Annotated in this window: 15 protein-coding genes and 1 pseudogene; 6 read left to right on the top strand and 10 right to left on the bottom strand. The window is 70.8% G+C overall.

Translation table 11 applies throughout. From position 1 onward, the window contains the following. Positions 1 to 3 precede the first annotated feature (3 nt). Genes ACYVF7_RS42735 through ACYVF7_RS42745 form a run of 3 tightly spaced genes read right to left on the bottom strand, consistent with a single transcriptional unit; the run spans position 4 to position 2,449 of the window. Positions 4 to 567, bottom strand: coding sequence for a prepilin peptidase (locus tag ACYVF7_RS42735; protein WP_460351693.1), 564 nt, complete (start codon positions 565 to 567; stop codon positions 4 to 6). A gap of 10 nt (positions 568 to 577) precedes the next feature. Continuing rightward, positions 578 to 1,264: an SseB family protein gene (locus ACYVF7_RS42740; protein ID WP_460351694.1), complete on the bottom strand. Its 687-nt coding sequence runs from the start codon at positions 1,262 to 1,264 to the stop codon at positions 578 to 580. A gap of 21 nt (positions 1,265 to 1,285) precedes the next feature. Then, on the bottom strand, positions 1,286 to 2,449 hold the full coding sequence (locus ACYVF7_RS42745; RefSeq protein WP_460351695.1) for a pyridoxal phosphate-dependent aminotransferase: 1,164 nt from the start codon (positions 2,447 to 2,449) through the stop codon (positions 1,286 to 1,288). 76 nt (positions 2,450 to 2,525) lie between these two features. Here ACYVF7_RS42745 and ACYVF7_RS42750 point away from each other — a divergent pair, with 76 nt between their 5' ends. Further along, the gene (locus ACYVF7_RS42750; protein WP_460351696.1) at positions 2,526 to 3,314 is read left to right on the top strand and encodes a carbon-nitrogen hydrolase family protein; all 789 of its coding nucleotides are present in this window, start codon (positions 2,526 to 2,528) and stop codon (positions 3,312 to 3,314) included. On the opposite strand, the gene ACYVF7_RS42755 is transcribed toward ACYVF7_RS42750, so the two are convergent. From ACYVF7_RS42755 to ACYVF7_RS42765, 3 genes are all read right to left on the bottom strand, one after another. Then, on the bottom strand, positions 3,250 to 4,347 hold the full coding sequence (locus tag ACYVF7_RS42755; RefSeq protein WP_460351697.1) for an APC family permease: 1,098 nt from the start codon (positions 4,345 to 4,347) through the stop codon (positions 3,250 to 3,252). The two genes, ACYVF7_RS42750 and ACYVF7_RS42755, sit on opposite strands and share 65 nt — an antisense overlap. Next, complete coding sequence (locus ACYVF7_RS42760; RefSeq protein WP_460351698.1) at positions 4,329 to 4,628, bottom strand: hypothetical protein; 300 nt, start codon at positions 4,626 to 4,628, stop codon at positions 4,329 to 4,331. Before ACYVF7_RS42760 ends, ACYVF7_RS42755 begins: the two co-directional genes overlap by 19 nt. A gap of 139 nt (positions 4,629 to 4,767) precedes the next feature. Continuing rightward, a complete protein-coding gene (locus ACYVF7_RS42765) occupies positions 4,768 to 5,397 on the bottom strand; it encodes a DsbA family oxidoreductase (protein ID WP_460351699.1) in 630 nt (209 codons plus the stop codon). 82 nt (positions 5,398 to 5,479) lie between these two features. Between ACYVF7_RS42765 and ACYVF7_RS42770 the strand changes: the two genes are divergently transcribed. Continuing rightward, complete coding sequence (locus tag ACYVF7_RS42770) at positions 5,480 to 5,854, top strand: FKBP-type peptidyl-prolyl cis-trans isomerase (RefSeq protein WP_460351700.1); 375 nt, start codon at positions 5,480 to 5,482, stop codon at positions 5,852 to 5,854. Between the two features lie 107 nt (positions 5,855 to 5,961). Here ACYVF7_RS42770 and ACYVF7_RS42775 read toward each other — a convergent pair whose 3' ends face one another. Then, positions 5,962 to 6,597 (bottom strand): NAD(P)-dependent oxidoreductase, encoded by a 636-nt coding sequence (locus ACYVF7_RS42775; protein WP_460351701.1) that lies wholly within the window; start codon positions 6,595 to 6,597, stop codon positions 5,962 to 5,964. Between the two features lie 120 nt (positions 6,598 to 6,717). On the opposite strand from ACYVF7_RS42775, the gene ACYVF7_RS42780 reads away from it, so the two are divergent. The 3 genes from ACYVF7_RS42780 (at position 6,718) to ACYVF7_RS42790 (ending at position 9,211) form a co-directional block, all read left to right on the top strand. Next, on the top strand, positions 6,718 to 7,302 hold the full coding sequence (locus ACYVF7_RS42780) for a TetR/AcrR family transcriptional regulator (RefSeq protein WP_460351702.1): 585 nt from the start codon (positions 6,718 to 6,720) through the stop codon (positions 7,300 to 7,302). A gap of 119 nt (positions 7,303 to 7,421) precedes the next feature. Then, entirely contained in the window at positions 7,422 to 8,252 is an 831-nt protein-coding gene (locus ACYVF7_RS42785; RefSeq protein WP_460351703.1) for a polysaccharide deacetylase family protein, read from the top strand. 95 nt (positions 8,253 to 8,347) lie between these two features. Further along, complete coding sequence (locus ACYVF7_RS42790) at positions 8,348 to 9,211, top strand: polysaccharide deacetylase family protein (RefSeq protein ID WP_460351704.1); 864 nt, start codon at positions 8,348 to 8,350, stop codon at positions 9,209 to 9,211. A 132-nt stretch (positions 9,212 to 9,343) separates the two neighbouring features. On the opposite strand, the pseudogene ACYVF7_RS42795 reads toward ACYVF7_RS42790, so the two are convergent. Further along, positions 9,344 to 10,156 (bottom strand): annotated as a pseudogene (locus tag ACYVF7_RS42795) (alpha/beta hydrolase); the annotation flags it as partial. A gap of 82 nt (positions 10,157 to 10,238) precedes the next feature. Here ACYVF7_RS42795 and ACYVF7_RS42800 point away from each other — a divergent pair. Next, entirely contained in the window at positions 10,239 to 10,817 is a 579-nt protein-coding gene (locus ACYVF7_RS42800; RefSeq protein ID WP_460351705.1) for a PadR family transcriptional regulator, read from the top strand. A 112-nt stretch (positions 10,818 to 10,929) separates the two neighbouring features. On the opposite strand, the gene ACYVF7_RS42805 is transcribed toward ACYVF7_RS42800, so the two are convergent. Next, positions 10,930 to 11,784 (bottom strand): aldehyde dehydrogenase family protein, encoded by an 855-nt coding sequence (locus ACYVF7_RS42805; RefSeq protein ID WP_460351706.1) that lies wholly within the window; start codon positions 11,782 to 11,784, stop codon positions 10,930 to 10,932. After that, the gene (locus tag ACYVF7_RS42810; RefSeq protein ID WP_460351707.1) at positions 11,781 to 13,205 is read right to left on the bottom strand and encodes an aldehyde dehydrogenase family protein; all 1,425 of its coding nucleotides are present in this window, start codon (positions 13,203 to 13,205) and stop codon (positions 11,781 to 11,783) included. The genes ACYVF7_RS42805 and ACYVF7_RS42810 overlap by 4 nt, the downstream gene beginning before the upstream one ends. Positions 13,206 to 13,210 lie beyond the last annotated feature (5 nt).

Consider the following 13,210-nt stretch of genomic DNA (forward strand, 5'->3'; position numbering starts at 1 on the left):
TGTTCAGGCGTGGCCGAGCACGGCCGCGAGCACGCCCGCGAGCATGAACGGCCCGTACGGCATCTCGGACTTCAGCTTCGCCCGCCGGCTCACCAGCAGCGCGGTCGCGTAGACGGCGGCGAGCACATATCCGGCGCACACCCCGATCACCCACGCGCGAAGGCCGAGCCAGCCGAGGTAGAGCCCCAGCACGCCCGCGAGCTTCACGTCGCCCAAGCCGATCTGGCTCGGCGCGATGAACCACTGCACCGCGTAGAGCGCGAACAGCGCCGCCATCCCGAGCAGCGCGTGCGTGAAGCGGGCGCCGCCCTCGTCGGTGAAGGGCGCCGCCAGGCCGAGCAGCGCCAGGCCCGCCGCGTACGACGGGAGCGTCAGCGGGTCGGGCAGCCGCTTCAGCGCGACGTCGATGAACGTCAGGACGACACCGGCCACGGCCAGGTAGGCGAAGGCCGGAAGGTCGGAGGCCGGGCCGATCCGCCAGGTCACCAGCCCGAGGACGGCGACGGCGGCCGTGATGACGCCGAGCCGTCGCCGGATCACCGGCTCGGCCCAGTCGGGGGTGGTCACCCCCGGCACTTTATCCGCGGACGAGCCCGATCTCGACGCCTCCGGCGACGTGGCCGCGGAGTCGTTCGGCGAGGCGGTCGGCGGCGGCGCGCACGTCCGGGGCGCCGGCGCCGTCGGCCAGGCGGAGACGCACGGCGAGCTCGGCCCGCTCACCGGGCTCCACGCGCACGCCCGTGATGCCGGGCAGGCCGTCGACCGCGGCGTGCACGGCCATGAGCACGTCGGGGTCCTCGTGCGGGGCGGTGATCGCGCCGCCGTTCGCGAGGACGTACAGCCGGGCCCCTTCGATCGCGTACGTCACGGGTCCCGCCACGTCGAGGACGAGCGCGTCGGCGGACTCGTCGACGGCGGCCTGGCAGGCCTGCCGGGCGTGCACCGCGACGGGCCGGGCGTCCGGGCGCCAGCGGGCGAGGCTGTCGGTGGAGGTGAAGGCGAGGACGGCGCGCCTGCCGTCGGCCCCGACGAGCGTCGGGAGGGCCATCTCGCTCTCCTTCTCCCGCCGCAGGCCGTCGACGGTCTCGTCCTCGGTCAGCACCGCGACGACCGGGACGAGGAGGCGGGTGTCGGCGAGCACCGCCAGCACGGCCTGCTCACCGGCGCGGCCCGCGGCGTAGTCGCCGAGGGCCCGCGCGACCTCGGGCGGTGTGCCGCCGTCGTCGTCGGGGAACTGCGGCTGCGGAATGCGATGTCCGGACACGGAAGACCAGCGTATCCCCGGTTACAGCCGGCGGAGCCGCTCGACGGCGTCGTCGATGACCTCGTCGCGCTTGCAGAAGGCGAACCGGACGTACGGGTCGCCGGCGTCGGAGTCGTAGAAGACCTGCGTCGGGATGGCGACGATGCCGGCCCGCTCGTGCAGGGCGCGGACGAACTCCCGGCCGTCGCCGAAGCCGAGCGGTCGCACGTCGGCCTGTGCGAAGTACGTGCCCTGCGGCCGGAACGTCGTGAGCCCGGCACCGGCCAGCCCCTCGCTCAGCCGGTCGCGCTTGGCCCGCAGCGACACGCGGAGGGCCTCGACCCATTCGCGCTCCTCGCGCAGGGCGTACGCGACCGCGCGCTGGTAGGGGGCGCTCGCGGTGAAGGTGAGGAACTGCTTGACCGTCTGCGCCGCCCGTACGAATTGCGGGGGCGCGGTGATCCAGCCGACCTTCCAGCCGGTGACGGAGAAGGTCTTCCCGGCCGAGGAGATCGCCACCGTGCGCTCGCGCATGCCGGGCAGCGTGGCGATGGGGACGTGCGCGGTCCCGTCGTCGAAGGTGAGGTACTCGTAGACCTCGTCGGTGACGGCGATGAGGTCGTGCTCCCGGCACACCTCCGCGATGATCTCCAGCTCTTCGCGGCCGAAGACCGTGCCGGTCGGGTTGTGCGGGGAGTTGAGGAGGAGGACCCGGGTGCGCGGCGTGACGGCGGCGCGAAGCTCGTCCGGGTCGAAGGTGAACCGCCCGGCGTCGGGTCGCAGGGTCACCGGCCGGCGCACGCCGCCGGCCAGCGCGATGATCGCCGCGTAGGAGTCGTAGTAGGGCTCGAACACGACGACCTCGTCCCCGCTCTCGACGAGGGCGAGGATCGTCGACGCGATCGCCTCGGTGGCGCCGACGGTCACGAACACCTCGTCGGCGGGGTCGTAGGCCAGGGCGTAGCGGTCCGCCCGCTGGGCGGCGACGGCCTCGCGCAGCTCCGGCAGCCCGGGGCCGGGCGGGTATTGGTTCGCACCGCCCGTGATGGCCTCGGCCGCGGTCTCGAGCAGCTTGGCGGGGCCGTCGGTGTCCGGGAAGCCCTGGCCCAGGTTGATCGCGCCGGTGCGGATCGCCAGCGCCGTCATCTCGGCGAAGACCGTCGTGCCGAATCCCCGCATGCGGGTGACGAGTGGATCGTTGCTCACCGGCTCAGCGTAGTGAACGCGGGCGTGCCGTCCCCGATCTCGTACGGTGGGGGGAGGACGAGATGAGGAGGCCGTGATGCGGATCGCCCTGTGCCAGATTCCCGTCGGCGACGACTCGAAGGAGAACCTGGAGCGGGTACGCGAGGCGCTCGCCGCCGCCCCGGACGCCGACCTGGCGATCTTCCCGGAGGCGACGCAGGTGCGGTTCGGCAGTGCCGTCACCGCGGCGGCCGAGCCGCTCGACGGCCCGTGGGTGACCGCCCTGGCCGAGGCGGCGCGCGAGCACCGTACGGCCGTGATCGCGGGCGTCTTCGAACCGGCGCCCGACGGCCGGGTGTACAACACCGCCGTCGCGCTCGACGCGGAGGGCGCGCCGGCGGGCGCCTACCGCAAGATCCACCTCTTCGACGCGTTCGGGTACCGGGAGTCGGACCTGATCGCACCCGGTGACACTCCCGTGGTGGTCGAGCTGTGCGGTGTCCGGATCGGCCTCATCACCTGCTACGACCTGCGCTTCCCCGAGCTGGCCAGGGCCCTCGTCGATCGCGGCGCCGAAATGCTGGTGATGATCGCCTCCTGGGCCCAGGGCACGTTCAAGGAGGAGCACTGGGTCACGCTCGTCCGCGCCCGCGCGATCGAGAACACCGTCTGGACCGTCGCGGTCGACAAGGCCCCGGACCCGCCGAAGGCGGAGGGGCCGACCGGGGTGGGCCGCAGTCTGCTCGTCGACCCGATGGGCACGATCCAGGCCGACCTGGGGCCGTTCCCGGCGGTGCGCGTCGTGGAGACCGACGACGCGGTCACCGAGCGCGTACGGCGGATCCTCCCCGTGCTCGCGCATCGCCGTCCCGAGGCGATGGGCTGACGCGGCGACGGCGCCGGAAGAACGCCAGGACCAGCCCCGCGGCGAGCCAGACGGCGGCCACGACCTTCGCCATCGTGGTCGCCGACACGATGATCCAGACGGAGACGGCGGCGCCGGCGACCGGCACGAGCAGGTGCGGCAGCCACGCCCGGCTCCGGCGGCGTACGACGAACAGGCCGATGACCGACGCGTGCAGCAGGGTGAAGGCCGCGAGGGCGCCCATGTTCACGATGGACACCAGTACGTCCAGGCCGTCCGAGCGCCAGGCCGCCCACAGGGAGACGACGGCCGCGACCCCCGCCGTGGTGAGCAGCGCGGCCCGCGGTACGCGGTGACGAGAATCGACTTTGGCGAGTGCCCCGGGCAGGCCGTGGTCGCGCGCCATCCCGTACATCAGCCGGGACGCCGCCGCCACCGCGGACATCGCGGAGAACGCCGGTCCGATGCCCTTGACGACGACGAACGTCAGGTGGAGCCATGGCCCGAACGCCGAGTCGGTCATCTTGTAGAACGCGGTGCCCTGTTCGGCCGGCGCGGACGCGAGGTGCTGCGGGCTCACGGGCATGAGGAGGCCGGCGAGGTAGGTCTGCGCGAAGAAGAGCAGTCCGGCCAGGCCAAGGCAGAACAGCACCGCGCGGCCGATCTGCCGCTCGTCCCCGGTGTTCTCCTCGGCGAAGGAGGCGATGCCGTCGAAGCCGAGGAAGGACAGCACGGCGACCGAGACGGCCCCCATGACGGCGCTCGCGGTCGTCCCGCCGATGCCGGTGAGCGGCGACGTCCACGGCCGGGCCGGCCCGTGGATGGCGATGATCACGATCGCGGCGACGATGAAGACCACCAGGAGGACGATCTCGACGACGAGGACGACGAACCCGACGCGGGCCGCGAGACGCACGCCGGCCAGGTTCAGGGCGGTGGTCCCCACGAAAGCCGCCGCAGTGAAGACCCAGGCGGGGATCGAGGGCACCTGCGAGTGCAGCGCGATCCCGCAGAACAGGTAGGCGACGGCGGGGATCAGCAGGTAGTCGAGCATCGCCATCCAGCCGGCCAGCAGGCCCGCCGGCCGGCCAGCCCCGCGCTGGCGTAGGCGAACACCGAGCCGGCGTTCGGCACCCGGCGTGACATCTGCGCGTACGACAGGGCGGTGAAGCCCATGGCGATCGTCGCCACGACGTAGACCAGGGCGACCGCGCCGGAGCTCTTGGCGTCGAGCACGCCGAAGACGCCTACGGGCGCGAGCGGTCCGATGAACAGCAGTCCGTAGACGATGAGGTCGCGCAGCGACAGGCTGCGGCGAAGGCCCTGCGGCTCCAAAGGGGATCTCCCGGGGAATTCGGAGGCATCCGTATGTCGGAATGTATCCGTCCGGAAAACGGAACGCCAAAGCGTTTTACCAGGTCAGAGGGTTACCATGACCTGAAACCGCCTCAGCGTCCGCAGGAGCCCCAGGAGTTCAGCCGACGTTGGACGCGACCTCGGCGAGCGCGTTCTCGAAGAACTCTCGCGACTGCGCGCCGGACACCGCCCAGGTGCCTTCGAAGACGAAGAACGGGACGCCGGTGATGCCGACGGTCCGGGCCACCTCGAGCTGCGCGGCGACCTCGGCCTCGCCCTCACCGGCGGCGAGGCGCTCGGCCACGCCCGGCAGCCCGGCCTCGGCGGCGAGCTCGGCGAGCGTGCCGTGGTCGTTCAGGTCGCGGCCCTCAGCGTGGTGGGCGCGGAACAACCGGCCGACGACGGCGTCCTGAACCCCGGCCTCGCCGGCCATCGCGACGACCCGGTGCGCATCGCGGGTGTTGGCCTGCAGCGCCTTCTCCGGCGCGTACGGCAGGCCCTCCGCCGCCATCAGCCCCCGCATCCGCTCGTGCATCTCGGCGACCCGCTCCGGTCCGCCGAACTTCTCGGCCAGGCTCGCCTCGACGAGCCCGCCGGCGGACGCGTCCGGGTCCAGCTGGTACGGCCGCCAGGCCACGGCGACCTCGCCGCCGAACCGCTCCACGGCGCCCGCGAACCGCGCCCGGCCCAGGTAACACCACGGGCATACGACATCAGAGAAGATCTCAATGTTCACAAGGAGTGCCAACGGGCGCACTCATGCGCGCATTCCTCGGCTCACCAGTGGATACGCTGGGGAACTCGATATCTCCAACACTGAAAGACATCCCATGGCGCTTGAGCGACCCGAGATCGACTTCCCCGAGGGCAACCCGCCCGCCGATCTGCAGATCACCGACATCACGGTCGGCGACGGTCCCGAGGCCAGGCCCGGCTCGACCGTCACCGTCCACTACGTCGGCGTGTCGCACTCGACCGGCGAGGAGTTCGACGCCTCGTGGAACCGCGGTCAGCCGTTCAGCTTCCCGCTCGGTGGTGGCAAGGTCATCCAGGGCTGGGACCAGGGCGTCGCCGGCATGAAGGTCGGCGGACGCCGCAAGCTGGTCATCCCTCCGCACCTCGGCTACGGCGACCGCGGCGCCGGCCGTGCCATCAAGCCGGGCGAGACGCTGATCTTCGTCGTCGACCTGCTGGGCGTCGGCTGACCGGTTCTCTGAGAGCTTGACCGACGGCCCCGTCGCCGATCCCTTTCGGCGACGGGGCCGTCGCACGCCTCGGGGCCGGCGGGCCGTCGTGTGCCTCGACCGTTCCGTCAGTTCGCGATCGAGATGTGCCGGCGCACCGTCGCGTCGTCGGTGAGCATGGCGAGGATGCCGGTGGCGAGGTCGGCGCGGGAGATCCGGAGCCCGCCCCGGACGTTGAGGTCGGTCGCGGTCCGGTAGCGCCCGGTGCCGTTCTTGTCGGTGAGCTGTGGCGGCCGGACGATCGTCCAGTCGAGGCCGCTGTCGCGGACCTCCTCCTCCGCGCGGCCCATGTCGGCGAAGCCGTGCCGGAGGATCCGTTTCAGGATCGGCTTCGCGACGTAGCGGGTTACCGGGCCGTCGCCGGCGTCGATGACCATCCCGGCCGCACTGATCATGATGAAACGGCGGACGCCGGCCTTGCCCATCGCCGCGATGATGCTGCGGGCGCCGTCCTGGCACACGGTCGTCGGGCCGGAGCCCCGGGGGCCCAGCGCGGAGACGACGGCGTCGGCGCCCGCGACGGCGGGCTCGATGGCCGCCGGATCCATCACGTCGGCCGTCACGACCTTCAGCCGGTCGTGGGAGGAGACGTCGAGCCGCGCGGGATCGCGGACCACCGCCGTCACCTCGTGGCCGCGTTCCAGCGCCTGCCGCACCAGCTGCGTGCCGGTGCCTCCGCTCGCCCCGAAGATCGTAAGTCGCATCACTCGTCGCCTTTCACCTGTCAGCGTCGGTCAGTGAGTACTCACTTACCTCGGATGACAGGTTGGTGAGTGCTCACTAACCACGATAATGTGAGAACGTCCGATCGACAAAGGGGGATCGTGGGAACCCGGGATCGCATCCTCGACGCCGCCGCCGGCCTCATGCGCGAGCGCGGCGTCACGCGTACCACCACCAAGGAGATCGCGAAGGCGGCCGGGCTCTCCGAAGCGGCCCTCTACAAGCACTTCACCGACAAGACGGAGCTGCTGCTCTACGTGCTGCGCGAACGGATGCCCGGTTTCGCCCGCGTCGACGCCCGCCCCGGCGCGGGCAGCGTCGAGGAGACCGTCGCCGAGCTCGCGCGCGCCACCGTGGACTTCTACCTCGACGCGCTGCCGATGCTGGGCTCGCTGCTGGCCGAGCCGCAGCTGATGGCCGCCCAGCGTGAGTCGCTCCGCAAGTACGGCGCCGGACCGGAGCACGTCGTCCGCCGGTTCGCCGATTATCTGCGCGCCGAGCGCGACCTGGGGCGGATCGCGGCCGACGCGGACCCCGATGCTGCGGGCGCCCTGCTGGCCGGCGCCTGCTTCCAGCAGGCATTTCTTCGCTACTTCGCCGAGGGCCCGTCGGCCAAGCCGGTGCCGGACGAGACGGTCTCCGCGCTCAGCGCCACGCTCGTCCGCGCCCTGGGCGTACGCGGCTGACAGAGCGGTCTCGCCAAACCGCCCGGATTCTTCACCGGATTGCCCGAACCTGGCCACCACATCCCTGCATCAACCCCTATGAAGGACTTTAAGATCCACTGAGGGGAAGCTGGGGATGGATGCGCGGAATACGGTTGATCGCGTCGTGCGTGCTGGCGGCGCTGCTCGGAGTGGTCTCCGGCCTGTGGCCTGACGTCCGGGCGCGGATGCACGCACCCGCCGCACAGGCGGCGGAACACCCGGCGATGGCGCAGGTTCTGGCGCCTCCCCAGTGGCCGGCTCCGAAGCCGGGCACCTGGCAGTTGTCCTACCAGCGGCACGGGGACGGCCTGCCACCGGTCGTCGACCGGATCGCGACCCAGGACAAGGTCGTCTTCATCACGATCGACGACGGCTGGGAGCACGACACCCGATTCGTCGACATCGTCCGTACCCAGCGGGTGCCGATCCTGGTCTTCCTCACGGACCAGGCGGCCCGGACGGGCTACGAGTACTTCTGGGCGCTGCAGCACGCGGGCGCGCCGATCGAGGACCACACGATGGACCACGCGGCGCCGTACAACGACATGCGGCGGCTGTCCTCCGCCGCCCAGCACCGGCAGATCTGCGACTCGGCCGACATCTACGCCCGCCAGTACGGCAGGCGACCGGAGATCTTCCGGCCGCCCGGCGGCTCGTACGACCAGGTCACCCGGACCGCGGCCCGCGACTGCCGCATGAAGTCGGTCGTCACCTGGTCGATCGAGTTCTACAACGGCCTGTCCGGCAAGTTGGCCCGGATGGACGGCGGCTCGGATCTACGGCCCGGCGACATCATCCTGATGCACTTCCGGCCGGGCCTGGCCCGGGACTTCGAGCGCCTGCTCACCTGGATCCGCCAGGCGGGACTGCGTCCCGCCGCACTGGAGAACTACCTGCCCCGTTCCCTCGGCGGCAAGGCGGCGGGGTGACCCATCCCACGTTCGCGTTTCGTTAAATCAGGTTGATCAACCGCCAGATCCGGACAGCTTCATAAATGTCCACCGTCGTTCCTGGGGGATTTCCGATGGCCCTTCGCCTACAACTCCGCACCCTCACCGCGGCCGCCGTCGCGGTGCTCACCGCGGGTGGTGTGGCAGCCTGCCATTCGGGCAGTCCGCACGAGCGGACCGCGGCACCGGTGGCGTCACATGGGCCCGGAGGCGGCGCTCCGAACGAGACGCCGACCACCGGCCCGCCCACGTCGGCCTCGGGGTCGCCGTCCACCTCCTCCTCCCCTTCGCCCACGCCGAGCGGCTCGACCCCGTCCGGCACGCCCTCGGGGCTCCCACGGTCGCGCAACGGCCTACCTCCGGTGATCAGCAACATCCCGGTGCAGGGCAAGATCGTCTTCATCACCATCGACGACGGCTGGGAGAAGGACGCCGACTTCGTCCGGCTGATCCGGGACCGGCAGATCCCGGTGACGCTCTTCCTGTCGAACATGGCCATCAAGAAGAACTACGGCTACTTCCGCGAACTGCAGCAGGCGGGCGCGCTCATCGAGGATCACACGATGACGCACCCGTACATGCCTCGGCTGTCGTACGCGCGGCAGAAGCAGGAGATCTGCGACGCGGCCACGATCTACACCACGCAGTACGGCGCGCGGCCGACGCTGATGCGCGCGCCGTACGGGTCGACCGACCACGACACGCTGCGCGCCGCGCGGGACTGCGGGATGAAGGCGATCTTCTTCTGGCGGGAGGTCGTCAGCAACGGGCAGATCGCCTACCAGCGGGCCGGCCGCCTGCACCCGGGCGACATCCTGCTGGTGCACTTCAACCCGAACATGACCGCCGACTTCAAGAAGATGCTCCGCACCATCCAGAAACAGGGCTTCCAGCCCGCCGCGATGCGGGATCACCTGCCGGCCGAGTTCTTCCAGTAGTCCTCGGTCAGGGGTGCAGTGCGGTGCGCAGCGCCCGGAGCCAGTGCGCGGTCGTCGCCTTCGCGATCGCGCTGTCCGGCGCGTACGCCTCGAAGAAGTGCCAGGCGCCCGGCACGTGGGCAGTTCGACGGGGACGTCCGCCTCGACCAGCCTCCGGGCGTAGTCCACGCCTTCGTCGCGGAGAGGGTCCATCCCGCAGGTGAGGACGTACGCCGGCGGCAGGCCGCGCAGGTCCTCCGCCCGGGCCGGCGCGGCGTACGGTGAGGCCTCACCGCGGTCCGGGCCGAGATAGGTGTCCCAGGTGTGGACGACGCCAGGACCATTGATGGTCCTCCGGTCGGTGACATTTCGGCATGAGGCGGTCGTGCCCCGGTCGTCGAGAACCGGGATCAACAGGCACTGGTAGGCGATGGGCGGCCCCTGCCGGTCCCGCGTCATGAGAGCCATGGCAGCGCTGAGGCAGCCGCCCGCGGACGCGCCCGCGACGGCGATCCGGCCCGGGTCGACGCCGAGTCCGCCGGCGCGGTCCGCCATCCAGGACAGCGCCGCGTAGCAGTCCTCGACCCCGGCGGGAAAGCGGTGCTCCGGCGCGAGCCGGTAGTTCACGTTGACGACGACGGCGCGAGCCTCGGCGCAGGTGTCGCGCGCCATCGGGCTCGGCCCGTCCAACTCGCCGTACGCGAAGCCGCCGCCATGGATATAGAGGACGCCGGGGAGGACCTCGCCCTCGGCGGCGTCGGCGGGTCGGATGACCTGCATGTCGATCTTGTTGCCGTCCGGTCCCGGGATGGTCGCGCCTTCAATGGTGACGCGGTGGTCCGGACCCATCCGCGGGGCCATCAGCGCGGCGAAGTTCGCGCGGGTGGCCTCGATGTCGGCGTAGGGGTTCGCCGGGCGCGCCGGGAGCCCCGCGAAGATGTCCGCGAGTTCGGGATGGACGTACATGAGCACCTCAACAGTCTCATTGATACGGTATCGAGGAGACGAAAGTATGGTCTCAGTGAGACGGTGTCAACGGGAGGCGCGTGTGGAGTTGAGCATGTCGGCGTACGTCGTGCTCGGCCTGATCGCCCGCCACGGCCCGATGACCCCGTACGAGCTGAAGGCGCGCGTCGAGGAGACCATCGTCCCCTTCTGGCCGATCCCTCACGCGCAGCTCTACCGCGATCCGCCCCGGCTGGCGGAGATGGGCCTGCTGACCGAGGAGACCGAGGAGGGCGGGCGGCACCGCCGCTTCTTCCACCTCACCCCGGCGGGCGAGCGGACGCTACGCGAATGGCTGGCGGCCCCGGCGGTCCCGCAGGCGGAGTTCCGTGACCCGGCCCAGCTCAGGCTGGCCTTCGCCGACCTCGGCGACCCCGCCGACCTGGTCAACCTCGCGCGGACCCAGGCACGGCAGCATCGTGAGCTGATGAGGGCGTACGAACAGCGGCGCGCCGCGCTCGAGCCGGACGACGCCTCCAGTGTGTCTCGCGAGCGCATGCTGTCCCTGGGGATCCTGCACGAGCAGGCCCACGCCGCCTTCTGGGAGACGATCGCCTCTGCGGAGGAGGACCCGGACGAGTTCGCCGGACCGACCCCGAAGGACCGCTGGCAGGACAATTAGCGGCCGGTAGGACAGGTCGACTACTCCTCCACGAAGCGCCGAGCCGCTTGGAAGTGGCTTTACGCCGCTGCGCTCCATGCCGGGTGCATGGAGCGCAGCGCGTCGAAGCGGATCAGATACCGACGGGGTGCCAGACGGTCTTGGTCTCCAGGAACGCCGTGATGCGGGCGGTGCCGGGGTCGGTGGTCCAGTCGTCGGCGGCCGGGTGGTGCACCCGCTTGAGGGTGTCGGCCGCCGCTCGTTCGCAGTCGGTGGCCAGGTCGGTGGGTGCGCCGGTCAGGTCGAGGGCGTTGACGTCCTGGTGGGAGGCCAGCCAGGGCGCCAGCTCGGCGCGCTGCCCGGTGAGGAGGTTGACGACGCCGCCGGGCAGGTCGCTGGTGGCGAGCACCTCGGCCAGGGTGATCGCTGGGAGGGGCGCGGGTTCCGAAGCCACGACGACCGCGGTGTTGCCGGTCACGATCACCGGAGCGAGCACCGACACCAGCCCCAGCAGCGACGAGTCCGGCGCGATCACGGCGACGACGCCGGTGGGTTCGGGGGTGGAGAAGTTGAAGAACGGCCCGGACACCGCGTTCGCCGACCCGGTCACCTGGGCGATCTTGTCGGCCCATCCGGCGTACCAGACCCACCGGTCGATCGCCGCCTCCACCTGTTCGGTGGCCGCGGTCTTGCCCAGCCCGGTCGCGCGCAGTTCCTCGACGAACTGGCCAGCGCGGCCCTCCAGCATCTCGGCGATGCGGTAGAGGATCTGCCCCCGGTTGTAACCGGTCCGCCCCGCCCAGCCGGACTGGGCCTTGCGCGCGGCCACCACCGCGTCCCGGACGTCCTTGCGCGAGGCGCGGGCGGCGTTGACCACGAACCTGCCCTTGGCATCATTCACCGCAAACGTCCTGCCGGACTCGGACCGGGGGAACGCGCCCCCGATGAACAACTTGTAGGTCTTACGGACACTCAGTCGCTCGCTCATCGCAGGTACGCCTCCAGTCCGTGCCGTCCACCCTCACGCCCGAAACCGGACTCCTTGTACCCACCGAACGGGGAGGCCGGGTCGAACTTGTTGAACGTGTTCGCCCACACCACCCCCGCCCGCAGACGCTCGGCCATCCACAAGATCCGTGATCCCTTGTCGGTCCAGATCCCCGCCGACAGGCCGTACGGGGTGTTGTTGGCCTTCTCCAGCGCCTCACCCGGCGTCCGGAAACTCAGCACCGACAAGACCGGACCGAAGATCTCCTCCCGCGCGATCCGATGCGAGGCCGCCACGTTCGTGAACACCGTCGGGACGAACCAGAACCCCCGCTCGGGCAGCTCACACGCCGGGGACCAGCGGGTCGCGCCTTCGGCCTCACCCGCCTGAGACAGCTCACGGATCCTCGCGAGCTGCGCGGCGGAGTTGATCGCACCGACATCGGTGTTCTTATCCAGCGGATCACCGACCCGCAGCGTCGCCATCCGCGCCTTCAGCCGATCGAGGAGCTCCTCGGCGACCGATTCCTGGACGAGCAGACGTGACCCGGCGCAGCACACGTGGCCCTGGTTGAAGAAGATCCCATTCACGATCCCCTCCACCGCCTGGTCCAGCGGCGCGTCATCAAAGACGATGTTGGCGGCCTTACCACCCAACTCGAGTGTGAGTTTCTTGGCCGTGCCCGCCACCGAGCGGGCGATCTGCCGGCCGACCTCGGTCGAACCGGTGAAAGCGACCTTGTCGACCCCGGGATGCTCGACCAGCGCACGGCCGGTCTCCCCCGCCCCGGTCACAATGTTCACCACACCGGGCGGCAGGCCCGCTTGGACGCAGATCTCGGCGAACGCCAGCGCACTCAGCGGCGTCGTCTCCGCCGGTTTGAGCACCACGGTGTTCCCGCACGCCAGCGCCGGCGCGATCTTCCACGCCAGCATCAGCAGCGGGAAGTTCCACGGGATCACCTGCCCCGCCACACCCAGCGGCTTCGGGTCGGCACCGAACCCGGCGTGGCCGAGTTTGTCGGCCCACCCCGCGTAGTAGAAGAAATGCGCCGCGACCAACGGCAGGTCCACATCCCGCGACTCACGGATCGGCTTGCCGTTGTCGATCGACTCCAGGACCGCCAGCTCGCGGGAGCGTTCCTGGATCAACCGCGCGATCCGGAACAGATACTTCGCCCGTTCCGCGCCCGGCATCGGACCCCACACCGTGTCGTAGGCGCGGCGGGCGGCCGCGACCGCGCGGTCCACGTCGTCGGCGCTCGCCTCGGCGACCTCGGCCAGGGCCTCCTCGGTGGCCGGGTTGATCGTTTTGAAGGAGTTCTTCGCCTCGACGAACTCCCCGTCGACGAACAGGCCGTACGACGGCTTGATGTCGACGATGTCCCGTGACTCCGGCGCGGGGGCGTACTCGAAAGTCATGTCTG

This window comes from Actinoallomurus acanthiterrae, from assembly GCF_054775715.1.

Coding starts and splice junctions, on each gene's coding strand:
- ACYVF7_RS42755 (WP_460351697.1), bottom strand. CDS start 4,347: ATGCTCGACTACCTGCTGATCCCCGCCGTCGCCTACCTGTTCTGCGGG.
- ACYVF7_RS42770 (WP_460351700.1), top strand. CDS start 5,480: ATGGCGCTTGAGCGACCCGAGATCGACTTCCCCGAGGGCAACCCGCCC.
- ACYVF7_RS42750 (WP_460351696.1), top strand. CDS start 2,526: ATGCGGATCGCCCTGTGCCAGATTCCCGTCGGCGACGACTCGAAGGAG.
- ACYVF7_RS42785 (WP_460351703.1), top strand. CDS start 7,422: ATGCGCGGAATACGGTTGATCGCGTCGTGCGTGCTGGCGGCGCTGCTC.
- ACYVF7_RS42790 (WP_460351704.1), top strand. CDS start 8,348: ATGGCCCTTCGCCTACAACTCCGCACCCTCACCGCGGCCGCCGTCGCG.
- ACYVF7_RS42810 (WP_460351707.1), bottom strand. CDS start 13,205: ATGACTTTCGAGTACGCCCCCGCGCCGGAGTCACGGGACATCGTCGAC.
- ACYVF7_RS42805 (WP_460351706.1), bottom strand. CDS start 11,784: ATGAGCGAGCGACTGAGTGTCCGTAAGACCTACAAGTTGTTCATCGGG.
- ACYVF7_RS42775 (WP_460351701.1), bottom strand. CDS start 6,597: ATGCGACTTACGATCTTCGGGGCGAGCGGAGGCACCGGCACGCAGCTG.